At 39.8% G+C, this 17040-nt stretch carries 15 protein-coding genes; 1 reads left to right on the top strand and 14 read right to left on the bottom strand.

The window, feature by feature from the left end:
- Window positions 1-19: 19 nt before the first annotated feature.
- The 7 genes from glnA to miaA all read right to left on the bottom strand — a co-directional run bounded on the left by glnA (window position 20) and on the right by miaA (window position 6702).
- Entirely contained in the window at window positions 20-1351 is a 1332-nt protein-coding gene (gene glnA / locus ACGTNH_RS10835; RefSeq protein WP_394586766.1) for a type I glutamate--ammonia ligase, read from the bottom strand.
- Window positions 1352-1373: 22 nt separating this feature from the next.
- Window positions 1374-1778, bottom strand: coding sequence for a MerR family transcriptional regulator (locus ACGTNH_RS10840; RefSeq protein ID WP_394586768.1), 405 nt, complete (start codon window positions 1776-1778; stop codon window positions 1374-1376).
- A 121-nt stretch (window positions 1779-1899) separates the two neighbouring features.
- Window positions 1900-3138: a methionine gamma-lyase family protein gene (locus ACGTNH_RS10845; RefSeq protein ID WP_394586770.1), complete on the bottom strand. Its 1239-nt coding sequence runs from the start codon at window positions 3136-3138 to the stop codon at window positions 1900-1902.
- 12 nt (window positions 3139-3150) lie between these two features.
- Entirely contained in the window at window positions 3151-4386 is a 1236-nt protein-coding gene (gene hflX, locus ACGTNH_RS10850) for a GTPase HflX (RefSeq protein WP_394586772.1), read from the bottom strand.
- Window positions 4387-4433: 47 nt separating this feature from the next.
- On the bottom strand, window positions 4434-5354 hold the full coding sequence (locus ACGTNH_RS10855) for an AAA family ATPase (protein WP_394586774.1): 921 nt from the start codon (window positions 5352-5354) through the stop codon (window positions 4434-4436).
- A gap of 146 nt (window positions 5355-5500) precedes the next feature.
- A complete protein-coding gene (hfq, locus tag ACGTNH_RS10860; protein WP_188375993.1) occupies window positions 5501-5728 on the bottom strand; it encodes an RNA chaperone Hfq in 228 nt (75 codons plus the stop codon).
- Window positions 5729-5766: 38 nt separating this feature from the next.
- A complete protein-coding gene (gene miaA / locus ACGTNH_RS10865; protein ID WP_394586777.1) occupies window positions 5767-6702 on the bottom strand; it encodes a tRNA (adenosine(37)-N6)-dimethylallyltransferase MiaA in 936 nt (311 codons plus the stop codon).
- Window positions 6703-6891: 189 nt separating this feature from the next.
- Here miaA and ACGTNH_RS10870 point away from each other — a divergent pair, with 189 nt between their 5' ends.
- Window positions 6892-7251 (top strand): helix-turn-helix domain-containing protein, encoded by a 360-nt coding sequence (locus ACGTNH_RS10870; protein ID WP_394586779.1) that lies wholly within the window; start codon window positions 6892-6894, stop codon window positions 7249-7251.
- Between the two features lie 62 nt (window positions 7252-7313).
- On the opposite strand, the gene mutL is transcribed toward ACGTNH_RS10870, so the two are convergent.
- The 7 genes from mutL to tdh form a co-directional block, all read right to left on the bottom strand.
- Complete coding sequence (gene mutL / locus ACGTNH_RS10875; protein ID WP_394587692.1) at window positions 7314-9149, bottom strand: DNA mismatch repair endonuclease MutL; 1836 nt, start codon at window positions 9147-9149, stop codon at window positions 7314-7316.
- Window positions 9150-9200: 51 nt separating this feature from the next.
- The gene (gene mutS / locus ACGTNH_RS10880; protein WP_394586780.1) at window positions 9201-11756 is read right to left on the bottom strand and encodes a DNA mismatch repair protein MutS; all 2556 of its coding nucleotides are present in this window, start codon (window positions 11754-11756) and stop codon (window positions 9201-9203) included.
- A 169-nt stretch (window positions 11757-11925) separates the two neighbouring features.
- Window positions 11926-12501 carry an outer spore coat protein CotE gene (locus ACGTNH_RS10885; RefSeq protein WP_394586782.1) on the bottom strand — a complete coding sequence of 192 codons (576 nt, stop codon included), beginning with the start codon at window positions 12499-12501 and terminating at the stop codon, window positions 11926-11928.
- A 166-nt stretch (window positions 12502-12667) separates the two neighbouring features.
- Window positions 12668-13093: a YlbF/YmcA family competence regulator gene (locus tag ACGTNH_RS10890; RefSeq protein ID WP_394586784.1), complete on the bottom strand. Its 426-nt coding sequence runs from the start codon at window positions 13091-13093 to the stop codon at window positions 12668-12670.
- Window positions 13094-14665 carry a tRNA (N6-isopentenyl adenosine(37)-C2)-methylthiotransferase MiaB gene (miaB, locus tag ACGTNH_RS10895; protein ID WP_394586786.1) on the bottom strand — a complete coding sequence of 524 codons (1572 nt, stop codon included), beginning with the start codon at window positions 14663-14665 and terminating at the stop codon, window positions 13094-13096.
- Window positions 14666-14800: 135 nt separating this feature from the next.
- Window positions 14801-15976 (bottom strand): glycine C-acetyltransferase, encoded by a 1176-nt coding sequence (locus ACGTNH_RS10900; protein WP_394586788.1) that lies wholly within the window; start codon window positions 15974-15976, stop codon window positions 14801-14803.
- Between the two features lie 15 nt (window positions 15977-15991).
- The gene (gene tdh / locus ACGTNH_RS10905; RefSeq protein ID WP_394586790.1) at window positions 15992-17032 is read right to left on the bottom strand and encodes an L-threonine 3-dehydrogenase; all 1041 of its coding nucleotides are present in this window, start codon (window positions 17030-17032) and stop codon (window positions 15992-15994) included.
- Window positions 17033-17040: the final 8 nt, after the last annotated feature.

A 17040-nucleotide genomic window follows, 5' to 3' on the forward strand; every position in this document is an offset into this window, starting at 1 on the left:
ACGTTAAGAGGTTTCATTATTAATAAGTTTGTAAATACTGTTCTCTTTCCCATGGGTGTACTTGCGTACGGAACATGTCCCATTCAATTTCTTTCGCTTCAATAAAGTGCTCAAATAAGTGCTCACCTAGAGCTTTCATCATGATTTCATCTTTTTGAAGCTCTTCTAATGCATCATACAATGTAGCAGGAAGATCCTGTACACCATGTGCTTCGCGTTCTTTTTTGTTCATAACATAGATGTTACGATCGACAGGAGATGGAGCTTCCAGTTTGTTTTCTACACCATCAAGACCTGCAGCAAGCAATACAGACATTGCCATATACGGGTTTGCTGCCGGATCCACGCTACGTACTTCTATACGTGTACTTAACCCACGTGAAGTAGGTACTCGTACCAATGGACTGCGGTTTTGTCCAGACCAAGCTACGTAACAAGGAGCTTCGTAACCAGGCACAAGACGCTTATAAGAGTTAACTGTTGGATTCGTAACAGCTGTAAAGTTCGTTGCGTGCTTAATAATACCCGCTGTAAACTGGTAAGCCACTTCGGAAAGCTGCTCTTTTCCACCTTCATCAAAGAAAGCATTGCCGTCCTCGTTAAATAGAGACATGTTAGCGTGCATTCCTGAACCGTTTACACCAAACAACGGCTTCGGCATGAAAGTAGCATGAAGACCGTGCTGGCGGGCGATTGTTTTAACAGCAAGTTTAAACGTCTGAATGTCATCACAGTGTTTAACTGCATCAGAATATTTAAAGTCAATCTCATGTTGACCCGGGGCTACTTCGTGGTGAGAAGCTTCAATTTCAAAGCCCATTTCTTCTAATTCTAAGACGATGTCACGACGGCAGTTCTCACCTAAATCTGTTGGTGCTAAATCAAAATATCCGCCTTTATCGTTCAATTCTAACGTCGGCTCATTGTTTTCATCTAGTTTAAATAAGAAGAATTCTGGTTCTGTTCCAATATTAAACGCAGAGAAACCTAACTCTTCCATTTTCTTAAGGTTACGCTTTAAGTTATAACGAGGGCAGCCTTCAAAAGGAGTTTTATCTGGATTATAAATATCACAAATAAAACGTGCTACCTTCCCTTTTTCAGATGACCATGGGAATACAACGAACGTATCAAGGTCAGGTACTAAGTACATATCAGATTCTTCAATACGAACAAATCCTTCGATGGAAGAACCATCAAACATCATCATGCCGTCTAAAGCCTTATCTAATTGGCTGAAAGGGATTTCAACATTTTTTATTGTCCCTAACATATCCGTAAATTGAAGGCGGATAAATTTTACATTTTCTTCATCAATCTTTTTGTAAATTTCTTCTCTAGTTAAACCCATCTTACTCCTCCTAGTACGACAATTAGTGGAAGAATCTTGACATTTCTCCCTGTCTTAAACTCATTTTTCCCTGTCTCCCTGCGGTGAAAAGTTCCTGTTGCAGCATACGACGAAGCTCTTTGTCGGTAAGTTCATTGTGAACCTCTTCGACTTCTTTTTCATCATACGGTTCATTCTCCGGCTGATGAGTAATTGACAACACTTGTTTTATTCCAGCCATATTTACGCCTTTTTCAATTAAGGATTTGATCTCAAGTAAACGATCAACATCATTAAACGAGAAAAGCCGGCGGTTGCCGTCAGATCTAGCTGGATTTACAAGCTGATGTTGTTCATAATACCTGATTTGCCGGGCTGAAAGATCAGTTAGTGATTGTACAATCCCCATCGGGAACAACGGCATAGAACGACGAATTTCGTCACTCATCGATGTGCCACCCCCCAAATAGAAATTCTACCTTCATTATACGTTAAGGTCATAATATGTCAACATATGTGACGAAAGTTCACATCGAAATTTTCGAAAAATTATGGCAGGGTTCTTAAGCTTATCTGTTCTTTTTTCTAGCTTCCGCATTTTTCAAAGCTTTTACAACAGCAATTTTTACATGTGAATAGGTTAAGCCTCCTTGTACAAATGCCATATAAGGAGGTCGAATAGGACCATCAGCGGTGAGTTCTAAACTTGCCCCTTGAATGAATGTGCCAGCCGCCATAATAACATCACTCTCATAACCAGGCATAGCACTGGGATGAGGCGTCACGTGAGAATTTATAGGAGAGGCAGATTGAATCGATTGGCAAAAAGCGATCATCTGGTCAGCTGTCTCAAAGTTCACAGACTGGATTAAATCTGTTCGGTATTCATCATAGGCAGGAGAAGTTTGGAAACCTTTTGTTTCTAGCAGCTTTGAAGTAAATATTGCTCCTTTTAACGCTTCTCCGACTACGTGCGGGGCTAAAAAGATTCCTTGATACATTTCTTGAAGAGTATTTAAACTGGGACCTGTTTCTTTACCTAAGCCAGGAGCTGTCAATCGATAGCTGCATTGTTCAATTAAGTCAGACCTCCCGGCGATGTAGCCTCCAATCCTTGCTATTCCTCCACCGGGGTTCTTAATTAAAGAACCGGCCATTAAGTCTGCACCAACCTCAACAGGTTCTCTCGTTTCAACAAACTCGCCATAGCAGTTGTCCACAAATACTATAAGTTCACGATTCATCGAACGAACGACCTCAATCATACGCTCTATCTCAGAGATAGGAAATGAAGGTCGATCAGCATAGCCTTTAGACCGTTGAATCGCAACAACTTTTGTCTTATTATTAATTGCCTTGCGAACCTCATGTTCATCCACTTCCCCATTTTCTTTTAGAGGCAATGAGTTATATGTAATCCCAAAATCACGAAGAGAGCCACTATCCTTTTGGTTTGGTTTGCCGATTACTTCCTCTAATGTATCGTAAGGAGCACCTGTGATATATAACAGCTCGTCTCCAGGACGTAATACTCCAAAGAGGGCCGTTGTAATCGCGTGAGTACCTGAAATTAATTGAGGGCGAACAATTGCGTCTTCCGCTTTAAAAATTTCAGCATAGAGCGCTTCAAGTGTGTCTCGCCCAAAGTCGTCATAACCATACCCTGTAGTCGGACTAAAGTGCGAATCGGATACTCTTAAATTTTGAAATGCCTGCAAAACCTTTTCCTGATTATTATCTACGATAGTTTGTACATGTTTGTGCTGTGGTTGAATGGTTTCTTCAACTTTTTGAACGAGTTCCTCCATTATTCCATCTTCCTATCTTAATAAACTTGACTTTAAAGGGTGCTCTGGATGAATATATCCTTCAACTGCGTACCCTTCCTGGTCTTCCATAAATCGAATCCGGGTCACTATACTGTGGTTTTTAAGCTGCTGTAATTGTTTACCTGAAGAAGCTTCGATAAAAGCGTGATAATGCTCCCATTCCTCTGTTAGTACGGATTCAATTTTATTCGTAATCCGCTTGATGTCAATGGGATCTTTTACACTTGCTTTGATCGAAGGGTGCACAGACGGGATAAACACGTCCGAGATAAGGTCCATCTTATTATAAACCGTAAGCTTAGGTAAATGAGAGGCTTCTAAATCGTCAAGCAGACGATTTACCGTTTTTTCCTGCTCCACATGGTCTGGGTGTGAAGCATCAACAAGATGCAAGATAAAATCCGCTTCCGTGACTTCCTCTAGTGTGGACCGAAACGCAGCAATCAATGTGGTAGGAAGATCTTGAATAAAACCTACAGTGTCAGAGAGCAATGCTTGAAAACCTGACGGAAGACTAATCTGTCTTGTGAGCGGATCCAAGGTGGCAAATAACAAGTTTTCCTCAAAAGAATCACTAGACGTGAGCCGGTTAAAGAAGGTGGACTTGCCGGCGTTTGTATACCCGACGATGGCAATTTGAAATGCATAATTCTCATCCCGGCGTTTACGATACTGCTCTCGTTGTTTTACAACCGTTTTTAGTCTTCTTTTTATATCATCAATTCTACGCTGGATGTGGCGTCGATCAGTTTCCAGTTTTGTTTCCCCTGGTCCTCTTGTTCCGATTCCACCACCAAGGCGAGAAAGTTCCGTTCCCTGCCCGGAAAGGCGTGGCAGTAAATACTGCAGCTGAGCGAGTTCCACTTGCAGCTTCCCTTCTTTCGTTCGGGCACGACTTGCAAAAATATCTAAAATGAGCTGACTTCGATCAATTACCCTGCGCTCTACTCGATCACTTATGTTCCGCAGCTGACCAGGCGAAAGTTCATCATTAAATATAACAATCTCGGCTTCTGTTTCATCCGCCGAGAATTTTATTTCTTCCAGCTTACCCTCCCCTAAATAAGTAGCGGGGTGGATGTGCTCACGGTTTTGAACTATGACTTCACATACCTCCCCGCCAGCTGTTTCTGTTAAGGATTGTAATTCTTCTAACGAAGAATGAAACCGTTCTTCATCTTGTCGTGGGGCTTTTCTTGCAACTAATACTACTTTTTCTTTTTCCAAGTTTTCTACCACCTTTTTTAGCAGATTGGATGCTCTATCTAATACAACTAATCGAAATGGAAGTCAGATGGCTCTAACATCATTAAATCTTTTTTATTCCAGTCTACCCGATTTGCCAATCGATAAGCATGTTTTCGAATCGCATCCTCAATAAGATTTCTCACATACCTTGCATTGGCAAAGTTTCGAGGAGGATAATAGCTCACTTCTGCTAAATGATCATATAACTTTCTTTCAGCTTGATGGGTTAGTGCGTAGTCTTTCTCTTTTAGCATAACTTTAGCAATGGCAGACAATTCATTAGCGGAATAATCATGAAAATTCAGCTGGAGTGGAAATCGCGAAGCTAATCCAGGATTCATATTTAGAAAGTCTTCCATTTCAATAGGATAGCCAGCCAATATTATAATAAGCTGGTCATGGTAATCTTCCATACATTTAACAAGCGTATCAATTGCTTCTTTACCAAAATCCTTCTCTCCGCCTCGAGCTAACGAATAAGCTTCATCTATAAATAAGATGCCTCCGAGAGATTTTGTTATTAAATCTTTTGTTTTTTGAGCCGTATGACCAATATACTCACCGACTAATTCACCCCTGTCAGCTTCTATTAGATGACCACTTTCTAATACGTTCATTTCTTGAAATAACTGGGCTACTTTTCTTGCCACTGTTGTTTTTCCTGTGCCGGGATTCCCTTTAAAGATCATATGCCATACTTGATGATTGGTTTTAAGTCCGCTTTCCTTACGTTTCTGTTCGATTAATACTTGAGCATAGATTTCCTTAATTTGATGCTTAAGATCATGTAACCCAACGATTGATGAAAAGTAGTTCTCGATAAAACGAAAATAAGGGGGATTAACCTTTTGTATCGAAGGCTGCCCGGCAGCTTCATTTGTTCTATAATCTTGCTTAAGTACAATATTAATTTTATTTTGACTCCCTAATTTCGCTTGTTGACTCATGCAGATCCCTCCTAGCTTCCATGTATCATACGCTAGAAAAGAAAATTCGTGACAAATGCCCATTCACCCATAGAAAAACGAGCGCTGGACAAGCGCTCGTTTTTTAGTATATACGATAAACCGATGGTCGTAGCAGCGGTTTGTATTTATTGCTCTTTATCGAGGGCAATATTTTTCGCAGGGGCAAACGTGGAAATCGCATGCTTGAAGATAAGCTGCTGTTTACCGTCTGTTTCGAGCATCACGGTGAAATTATCAAAAGCTTTAATAACACCCCTTAGTTGAAAGCCATTAAGTAGAAAAACGGTAACTTGAACCCGCTCTTTTCTTAATTGATTTAAGTAATTGTCTTGAATATTTACTGACTGTGCCATACATCTTCCTCCTCTTTTCTATCTATATTATTACCATTCTAGGTTTCTTCGAGCATTCCTGCTAAATCCATCAAAATTTTTTCATTTTTATCATTTTTTTTCAGTGGATTTACACTATACCATTGGACGTTGAGCTTATTTTTAAAGTAGGTAAACTGCCTTTTTGCATACCGCCTGGAATTTCGCTTTAAGAGCTCTACAGCACGCTCGTAACTATATTCACCTTTAAAGTATGGAATAAATTCCTTATAACCAATTGCTTTCATTGATTGACAGTTCTCAAACCCTTGGTCATAAAGGGAGCGGACCTCTTCCTCCAATCCTTGGTCAAGCATTTCATCTACCCTGGTATTTATGCGGTCATATAAAGCGGTTCTTTCCATTTCAAGACCTATTATATGAGGGATGTAGGGTGAGTTTTGACTCTGGTCGTCGTGATTATGACTCAAAGTTTGTCCAGTGGTTTCATAGACCTCAAGAGCTCTTATCACTCTTCTTTCGTTATTCGGGTGCACTTTCGCTGCCTGGGCTGGATCAATGGTTTTGAGCCTATTATATAAACTTTCAATCCCTTGCTCAGCAGCTTCTTGTTCTAATTTTTCTACGATGTCAGGATTTCTTTTTTCACTTGAAAAATTAAAGTCATACAATACAGCCTGTATGTATAATCCTGTTCCACCAACAATTACAGGAAGACGCTGCCGTGAAGTAATTTCACTAATTAACAAGCTGACTCTTTCTTGAAATTCTGCTACGGAAAAAGATTCATTCGGTTCTTTAATATTAATCATGTGGTGAGGAATACCTTCTGTCTCTTCTTCCGTAACTTTAGCCGTTCCTATATCCATCGATTTATAGATTTGCATAGAATCCCCACTTATCACTTCACCATTAAATTGATGGGCAATCTGTACAGCTAACTCTGATTTTCCAACCGCTGTTGGACCTACAATACTAATCACTTGCGGCTTCAAATTATTCACTCCTTTTTCATTCCAACTCCATTATACATGAATCGCTCTACAATGCTACCTCACGGCTAATACTAACGAATTTCGTTACTACTACTAACGAAATTCGTTAGTGTAACTAAAAGAATTCGTTAGTTTATGTATCGACATTCGTTAGTTTTGTGATAATATATAGAAAAGGAGGAGTATGAAGTGGTTAATCAGCGAATTCGTTCCTTACGTAAGAAACGCCGTCTAACGCAAACGATGTTGGCCGATAAAGTTGGTGTCTCCGCGCAAGTTGTTTCGAATTGGGAGCGTCAGTATACCTCCCCTGACTTAGAGGATTTATCCAAAATTGCCCACGCCCTTCATACGACAGCAGACTACTTACTTGGATTAAGTGATGAAATGGAAGATGAGATGAGGGAAATCAAACAATTTCTTGAAGATAAAGGGTTTGATCGTTCGGTGATTTTCGATAAACAATCTTGGCTAAAGGTTCAACCGGAAGAGATTAACCAGATTGAAAATTATTTTAAATTTCTTTTGCAGCAGAATCATCCATCATAATATTATTATGTAAACAAAAAAAGCGCGGCTCATTTTAGAGCCGCGCTTTTTCGTTATTTACCTTACATCACACGTTTAAACATTTTTTCCATTTCATATTCTGAGAAGAAAACAATAATTGGTCTCCCGTGAGGACACGTAAATGGATCAGTTGAATTTCGGAGCTCTTCCAGGAGCCGGAACATGTCATTATGATTTAAATAATGGTTTGCTTTGATGGATCGCTTACACGACATGAGTATCGCTGCTTCTTCTCTTAACTTGGCTATATCAATTTTGTTTTCTCTCATTAATTGATCAACTATATCTTGAATAACTTCTTCCTCAAATCCCTTCGGAAACCATTGCGGGTGGGATCGGACAATATAACTATTGCCGCCAAATGTTTCAAAGAACAGCCCCACTTTTTCAAACTCACTTTGATATTCTTCAATTTTCAATGCTTCATGTCTTTGAAAATTGAATGTCATAGGCACCAAGAGTTCTTGTACTTCGTGATCAACTTCCGCAATTTTTTCTTTAAAAAATTCATATTTAATGCGTTCTTGCGCTGCGTGCTGGTCAACGATGTACATTCCTTCTTCGTTTTGCGCGAGGATGTAAGTGCCGTGCAATTGCCCAATTGGATGCATAACAGGTACACGCTTGTCCGAAGGTGCTTCGCGTTTTTGATCCTCCGGCTTACATGGTGGTGATTCTTCTTCCTGATTTAAGATAAAATCATTATTCTTCTTATTTTCAACAGAGACAGTTGATGTCGATGCATTAGCTTTTTTCTCTTTTTCATTGAGTAAGGGTGAAGCGGAAAAAAAAGTATTTGCCGCATTTTCTTTAATACGCTCTGGAGCAGGTTCATAAAGTGGAAAACTCTCTTGCTTTTGATAAGACTTTTCTTTCTTCACCGGTTTATTTTCAACTTCAGGGATAAGCGTCTGCCGGCGAAAAGCTTCCCGAATGGTTTGCTCCAGTAAATCATAAATTTCTTTTTCTTTACTAAATCTTACTTCGAGTTTTGCCGGGTGGACGTTTACATCAACCAGAATAGGATCCATTTCTATATTCAATACAACAATCGGGCTTTTACCGGTGGGTAATAATGTATGATAACCTTCTAAAATGGCTTTATTTAGAACAATATTACGAATGTAACGACCATTAATTATGGTTGAAATATAACTTCTAGAAGCACGGTACACTTCAGGTTTGGCAATATAACCATTGATACGAAAGTCTTTCGTTTCGGCCTGGATCGGAATCATTTTTCGCGCTACATTCATACCATAAATTTGAGCCGCAACTTGTAAAACATCTCCTCGTCCATTTGTACGAAATAATTCCTTGTCATTATGCTTACATGTGAATTTAATTTCCGGGTGAGCTAAAGCCATCCGATTTAAAACATCAGTGATATGACCAAGTTCAGTATGAATCGTCTTCATATATTTTAATCTCGCAGGTGTATTATAGAACAGTTCATCTACTGTAATGTCTGTGCCTTTACGTGCATCGCACTTGCCTTCTGTTCGCACCTCTCCACCTGCTATTTCTAATTTTGTTCCCGCTTCATGACCTTGAGAGGTTTGAATAGTTAGCCGGCTGACTGCTGCAATACTTGCTAAAGCTTCCCCCCTAAAACCAAGAGTCCGCACGTGAAACAGGTCGTGTTCACTTTGGATTTTACTCGTAGCGTGCCTATAGAAAGCTCGCTTCGTATTTTCCTCATCCATGCCGTCGCCGTTATCCGTGACTCGAATTCGCTGTAAGCCCGCTTCGACAAGTTCAATCTCAATCCACGTGCTATTAGCATCAATGCAATTTTCCACTAACTCTTTAACTACAGAGGAAGGTCGTTCCACGACTTCCCCTGCAGCAATTTTGTTCGCTAAGTGATCTGGCATTAATTGAATAGCCGTCAATATGTGATCCTCCCTTCTTCCCTGCTCAAAGAATTATTTCTTTTTTAAATGTTTTTGCATTTGATAAAGCTCATTCATCGCATCCATCGGAGTGAGTTCCATTAGGTTTAAATTTTGCAATCGAGACTCTATTTTTGAAGGCTGCGGTTTTGATGTTATTTTTTCTTCTTCTACAAATAAGCTGAGCTGTTCTTCACCAGATTCTTCACGACGAGTGCTTTCTAATTCATGAAGCAGCGTAGTTGCTCGATTAATCAGTGTATCAGGCAATTCAGCTAGCTTGGCTACATGAATACCGTAACTTTCATCGGCTGCTCCTTCTTGAATTTGATGGAGGAATATAACGCTGCCTTCATACTCTTCAGCTTTCACGTGAATATTCTTTAACCGGTCTAACTCTTCTTCTAAACTCGTCAGCTCATGATAATGGGTAGAAAATAGGGTCTTAGCACGAATACTTTCATGAATGTGTTCAACAATGGCTTGCGCTAAAGCCATTCCATCATAAGTACTTGTCCCTCTCCCGATTTCATCAAGTAGAATTAAGCTGTTTTCAGTGGCATGAGTAAGCGCGTGGTTTGCTTCAAGCATTTCTACCATAAATGTACTCTGTCCTGAAACTAAATCATCAGCGGCTCCTATTCTCGTGAAAATTTGGTCGAATACAGGAAGATTAGCTTGTTCACACGGTACAAAGCTTCCCATCTGAGCCATTATCGAAGTTAAAGCCAGCTGACGCATATACGTACTTTTACCTGACATATTAGGCCCTGTAATCAACAATACATCTTTAGATTCATCCATAAAAATGTCGTTAGGAACAAATGATTCCCCTTCCATCACTTGTTCAACGACAGGGTGCCTTCCTTGTTTTACGTCGACTACTCGATGATTATTAAACGCTGGACGATGGTAGCCGTATTGATCAGCAAGCTGAGCGAATCCTTGGAGCACGTCGATTCGACTAATTTTCTCAGCTAAAATTTGCAGCTTCCCTACATATTGTTTTACCTTCTCTCTAAGTTCGGTAAATAAATGATATTCTAACTCCACACTTTTCTCTTGGGCTTCAAGTATTAACGTTTCTTTTTCTTTAAGCTCCGGGGTAATATAACGTTCTGCATTGGTCAAGGTTTGTTTTCTTTCATATCTACCTTCAGGTAAGTGTTGAATGTTTGCCTTTGTGACCTCAATATAATAACCAAACACACGATTATAGCCAATCTTCAGCGATTTAATCCCCGTTTCTTGCCGTTCCTTTGCCTCTAATTCTGCTATCCACTGTTTCCCATTCTTAGAAGCGTCCCGATATTCATCAAGCCGGGGGTGATAGCCGTCCTGAATCATACCGCCTTCACTAATATGGATAGGTGGGTCATCCAATAAACTATCTTCCAACAAATTCTTTAAATCAGTTAATGGATCAATGGCCTCATAGAGATGCTTCACGGCTTTATGATTAAATTGGTGCAGCGTGTCTAACAATTGGGGCACAGCCATCAGCGATTGCTTTAATTGGATTAAGTCCCGGGCGTTTACATTTCCATAGGCTACCCGGCCCGCTAGCCGTTCTAGATCGTACACTGATTTCAATTGGTCACGTAATGTTTCTCTTTCAAAGAATTGATCCAGCAGTCCTTCCACTTGTTCGTGTCTAAGTGTTATTTCATCGATTGAAAGCAAAGGCCTTTCCAGCCATTTCTTTAATGTCCGAGACCCCATAGCTGTCATAGACTGGTCCAAAACGGCTAATAAGCTCCCTTTCTTTCCTTGTTTCCTCATCGTTTCCAGCAGCTCTAAATTGCGTTTGGAATACATATCTAAGGACATGTATTTTTTCAATTCGATCATTTTAACAGGACGCAGATGATCGAGTGAACGCTTTTGAGTATGCACAATATAATTGAGTAAGCGACCGAATCCTTCCCTGCATTTATCATCTTGAATATCATCAACTAAACTTTGAAAAGATTCTTGAATGGTTGTTTCATTACTAAAAGATATAGTGAGCCCAAGGCGATCGATAAACATTTGCTGCCTCGCTTCATCCAACGTTTCGTCTACGACTACTTCCTTTACAGGTCGATTAAATAATTCACTTAAAACAGCATCGAAACCTTCTGACAAAACAGCCACACTATTTTCTCCAGTAGTTAAATCATTGTAACTCACTGTGTACGTTCCATCTTCGAATTCACTAACTGAAGCTAAATAATTATTTTCTTTTTCATCCAGCATACTTCCTTCCATTACAGTGCCAGGGGTAATAAGCTGGACGACTTCACGTTTCACGACGCCTTTTGCAGTCTTAGGATCTTCGACTTGTTCACAAATCGCAACTTTGAAACCTTTTTCAATTAACTGCTTTATGTAATTTTCAGCGGAATGATAAGGAACACCGCACATCGGAATACGGTCTTCTCCCCCTCCATCTCTACTCGTTAATGTTATTTCCAGTTCTTGTGATGCTTTAAGGGCATCATCAAAGAACATTTCATAAAAATCTCCCAATCTAAAAAATAAAAAAGCATCTTTTTGTTGTGACTTTATCTTTAAATATTGCTGCATCATTGGTGTGTATTGAACCATATTAAATCCTCCAAAACCGAACGTAAATTGATGCCCCCTCCATGAGTTCTGACATCAGATAGAAACATTATATCACACTGGTTCAACCTCTATGAATCAAGTCACTTAAGAACTTAACGTTTAAAAATTCAAAAAAAAATGCCCCGCTGAATCAGCAAGGACATGAATATTAATCTTTATGATGGCTGCTACTACTGCTGCTGCTCGGCAAGAAATCAGTTTCTATTCCTGAAAAATCATCAGATGATAGCTCAAGGTCAAAATCACAATCATCATCGCAGCCGTCCGGATCTACACGAACACATAGTTTCGTTTCCCCGATAACGTCCACTAAAAACTCTCTTTCTACTTCCACTACAATTTTTTGACCTTGAGCTGCAATTTTACACTCCAGGCAGTTGGGCTGCTGAACGGCTTTTGCGATAACTTCTACGTGGTCATTAATACAATTTTCATCTTTGACAACGAGGGGAACACTATCGCAGTAGTTTACACGTTCTGTGACAACTTCTGTTTTCGTATTATCATTATACGAATACCAGACGTTAATGTCATAACTTCCAGAAACTTCTACATGCTCCCCCTTTTTCTTGGCATTGTAAATATGATTAATTACCCAACAACCAAGTATGCTGGTCGGCCGATGCGAAGGACTGATAGTGTGGGTAGCTTCAACGAATTTTTTTCCTTTTCCACAAACCGCCTTCGTAATAATTTCTCTGTATTCGCGTTCGAAAAATGACATAGGAAACACTCCTCCTTATTCTACCACTCATCCTATGCGGAATTGGGCAAATGGTGAACAAAATTCTCGATGACTTAAGGACGTTTGTATTTCATTCTATGCACTAGCCTATAAAATTGTACAAAAAAATCCGTTAGATAAAAGTTTATCTAACGGATCCGTGTATTTAATGGCTGCAAGAGCTGTTTTCTTTTTTTGTTCCTGTCTCTCCGCTGAGCACATCTCCACCAGTAGAGCGGATAACTTCGTTAGTCACTTCACGAGAGATGGTACTCGAAATCATTTGTAAAATATCGTTAATAACCATCTGTGTTTCTTTAAATTCCGCAACGACCGGAATCGCATCCAGCTCATCTTGAAGACGATCAATTTCTTTTTCAATTCGTTCCAAGGCTTCCGACTTTCCATACGCTTGAAAGTTTACAGCTTGCTTTTGCAATGCTTTAATTTTTTTAATATGGGATTGAACTTTTTGATTTTCGTTCAGTTTCGCTTCAATTTGCTTAAACCGGTCAATCTCTTCGATGTCTGCGATCATTTTAGCTAGTCTATGGGCTTCATCAACCACTTGTTTTCTTGTATATTGAGCCATTTATTTCACCTCTGCCGTTTCTTCAACCATTTCTCCGTTAAGAGACCATGTTTTAGTTTCTGTAATTCGTACCTTAACAAGATGGCCGATGGAAGAACGCGGCCCTCTAAAGTTCACCATTTTATTTCGTTTCGTGTATCCAGCAAGAACATCTTTGTTTTTCTTACTCTCCCCTTCAACAAGAACCTCAACGATTTCGCCTTCATATTTTTTCATTGATTCAGCCGCCTGTCGGTTAACAATTTCATTTAAACGGTGCAGGCGGTTTTTCTTCACGTCCATTGAAACGTTGTCCTGCATTCGAGCAGCAGGTGTGCCGTCCCTTGGAGAGTATATAAACGTATAGGCTGCTTCAAAACCTACCTCTTCAACTAATGATAACGTATCTTCGAACTGTTCTTCAGTTTCATTAGGGAAGCCTACGATAATATCTGTTGTTAAAGTCGCGCCTGGCATCGCTGTGCGAATCTTTCTTACAAGCTCTAAATATTCCTCACGCGAATATTTACGCCCCATAATTTTTAAAATATCTGAGTTACCGGATTGTACAGGCAAGTGAATATGATCAAGCATATTCCCGCCTTTAGCTAGTACTTCTATTAAGCGCTCATCAAAATCTCTTGGGTGGGAAGTAGTAAAACGCACCCTCGGAATATCAATCGATCGAAGTTCATCCATAAGATCGCCTAAACCATAATTTATTTCGAGATCTTTTCCATAGGCATTGACGTTCTGACCGAGCAATGTTACTTCTTTATAGCCTTGAGCTGCCAGATGACGGACTTCTTGAATAATGTCTTCAGGTAATCGACTGCGTTCTTTTCCTCGAGTGTATGGAACGATACAGTAAGTACAGAATTTATCACATCCGTACATAATGTTGACCCAGCCTTTTATTTTTCCTTTGCGTGATCTCGGAAGGTTCTCAATAATATCCCCTTCTTTAGACCATACGTCAATCACCATTTCTTTACCAAACATCGCTTCTTTCACGAGTTGTGGTAAACGGTGGATGTTATGAGTTCCAAAAATTAAATCGATGAAAGGATGTTTTTTTAGAATACGGTTTACGACCGATTCTTCCTGAGACATACAGCCGCAGATCCCGATAATTAAATCCGGATTTTCCAGCTTTAATGGTTTTAAGTGACCAATTTCTCCAAACACTTTGTTTTCAGCATTTTCCCTGATCGCACAAGTGTTTAATAATATGATATCGGCTTCTTTCGTATCGGTAGTAGACTCATAACCCATCTCTTCAAATATACCGGCCATGACCTCTGTGTCATGCTCGTTCATCTGACAGCCGTACGTACGGATCATGTATTTGCGGCCATTTCCTGCATCTTCCATATCTTCAGGAATTTTGAAGTCGTAATGAATTTGGACATCCTCTTTACGCCGCCTCTGTGCCTTTCTTAAAGAAGGAGGCTGATATGTTGTTTCAAAATATTTCATGAAATCTTCGCTGCTTTTATCTTTTAGCCGCTCCAGGTTGTCCTGATCGGATTTTACGTCCGCTGGCTCCCCCTGGTGAATAAGCGACATTTCTTTTCGCTGCTGTTCGTTCATAGCGATCTCCTTTCAATGAGAGCATTGTAACTGTATTATTATATCAACTTTCGCCTTATTTTTTAAGAGCAATGCAAAAATTGTCTCAAAAAAAGCCACAATGTACTTTATCATCATTGTGGCTCTACTTATCAATTATAAAACATTTAATTTTTTCGCGACCTTTTCAAAAGCATGGAGGGCTGCCTGTAATTCTTCTTTTGAATGCTCCGCAGTTACAATCGTGCGAATCCTGCCCTTCCCGCGTTGTACGGTCGGGAATACAATTCCTTGGGCAAATACCCCTTCTTCAAATAATTCATCTGAGAACTTATGTGTGAGCGCATCATCACCGATCATTACAGGAGTAATTGGTGTTTCGCTGATTCCCGTATCAAATCCTAGATCTTTCAATCCTTTTTTAAAGAATTTAGTGTTATCCCATAACTTATCAATCAATTCAGGTTCATCAAGCAGTACATCGATCGCAGCGTCATTTGCTGCCGTTACTGCAGGTGGGTGAGATGTACTAAATAAGAAGGGGCGTCCTTTATGAATTAAATATTCTCTAAGGATCTTTGTACTCGCCGCATATCCACCTAATACGCCGATAGCTTTACTTAATGTTCCTACTTGAATATGAACACGGCCGTCTAAGTTAAAATGATTTACCGTGCCGCGTCCGTTATCTCCAAGAACCCCGCTAGCATGCGCATCGTCTACCATAATAAGTGCATCATATTTCTCTGCAAGGTCCACAATTTCGGGTAATGGAGCTATATTTCCATCCATAGAGAAAACTCCATCCGTTACGACTAGACGTGTGCGGTACTCTGAACTTTCTTTTAAAGCTTGCTCTAGCGATTCCATATCCACATGCTTATAGATTTTACGTCCTGCTTTGGTTAAACGAATACCATCGATAATAGAAGCATGGTTTAATTCATCAGATATAACCACATCATTTTCAGTTAAAATGGATGATAAAATGCCCTGATTCGTTGTAAACCCGGATTGAAATACGAGAGAAGCTTCTGTATGTTTAAATTTTGCAAGTTTTTCTTCAAAGTTTTCATGCATTTTTAAGGTTCCTGCAATCGTACGGACCGATCCGGTTCCAACACCAAATTCTTTATTCGCTTGATCTGCGGCTTCTTTCATTTTAGGATGAGAAGTTAACCCTAAATAGTTATTAGAGGAAAGCTGAATGACTTCTTTTCCTTTAATTTGAACTTTCGAACCTTGCGCGGATTCTAACGGAACTAATTCTCGATACGTCCCTTCTTGTTTCATTTCTTCTAATTGTTCTTGTAAATACTCAAAGCCTTTCATAAAAATCCTCCTTTATTATGGGTGTAATACAACTTTCCCGCATGTACCTTTATTCATTAATTGAAATCCCTTTTCAAAGTCTTCAAGTGGGAAATGGTGAGTAATTAAAGGTGATACGTCCACTTGACCTGAGTTTAACAGACGCGATACTTGCTGCCACGTTTCATACATTTTTCTTCCCGTAATGCCTTGTACTTGAAGCCCCTTAAATACAATGTCGTTAGTAATGTCAATGGATACCGGGCTTGTCGGCAGACTTAATATCGAAACACGCCCTCCATTAGTGATCATTTTAAATCCTTGATCCATTGCTACGGGGTGACCGCTCATTTCACATACGACATCGACTCCATGGTCGTTTGTAAGTTGTTTAGCTACCTCTACTGGATTTTCTGTACCAGAATTTACAACAGTTGTTGCTCCCATTTGTTTAGCTAAATTCAAGCGATACTCGTTTAAATCAAAGGCAAAAACGTGAGAAGCTCCTGCCGCCTTCGCTACACCAACCGCCATTAAGCCAATAGGTCCACACCCTATAACAGCTACACTTTTACCAGCTACGTCCCCGTTTAATACGGTGTGTACAGCATTTCCCATAGGTTCTTGAATCGAAGCAATATCTGCCGGCATTCGGTCTGGATTTCTCCAAAGATTGGTGGCTGGGATGGCTACATACTCAGCAAAACAGCCTTGAGTATCTACACCTATGATTTTAGTATGTTCACAAATATGATACTGTCCTGTTAAACATTGAGGGCAGTGACCACAGACAAGGTGGGTTTCTGCACTGACGTAGTCACCCATTTTGAAATTAAGTACTTTTTCTCCTACTTCTACAATTTCACCAGAGAATTCATGACCAAAGACGTAAGGAGGATGTACCCTGCTGGCGGACCAATCGTCCCAATTGTATATATGTACATCTGTACCACAAATAGAGGTAGCTTTAACTTTAATCAGCACCTCATCGTTTTGAATAGTTGGTATGTCTACTTTTTGAATTTCAGCACCCGGTCCTCGCTGATGTTTAATTATAGCTTTCATTTTTCCGTTCACAGTGAACA

Origin of the sequence: Halobacillus sp. B23F22_1 (genome assembly GCF_043497005.1) — a bacterium.
Classification (GTDB): Bacteria; Bacillota; Bacilli; order Bacillales; family Halobacillaceae; genus Halobacillus_A.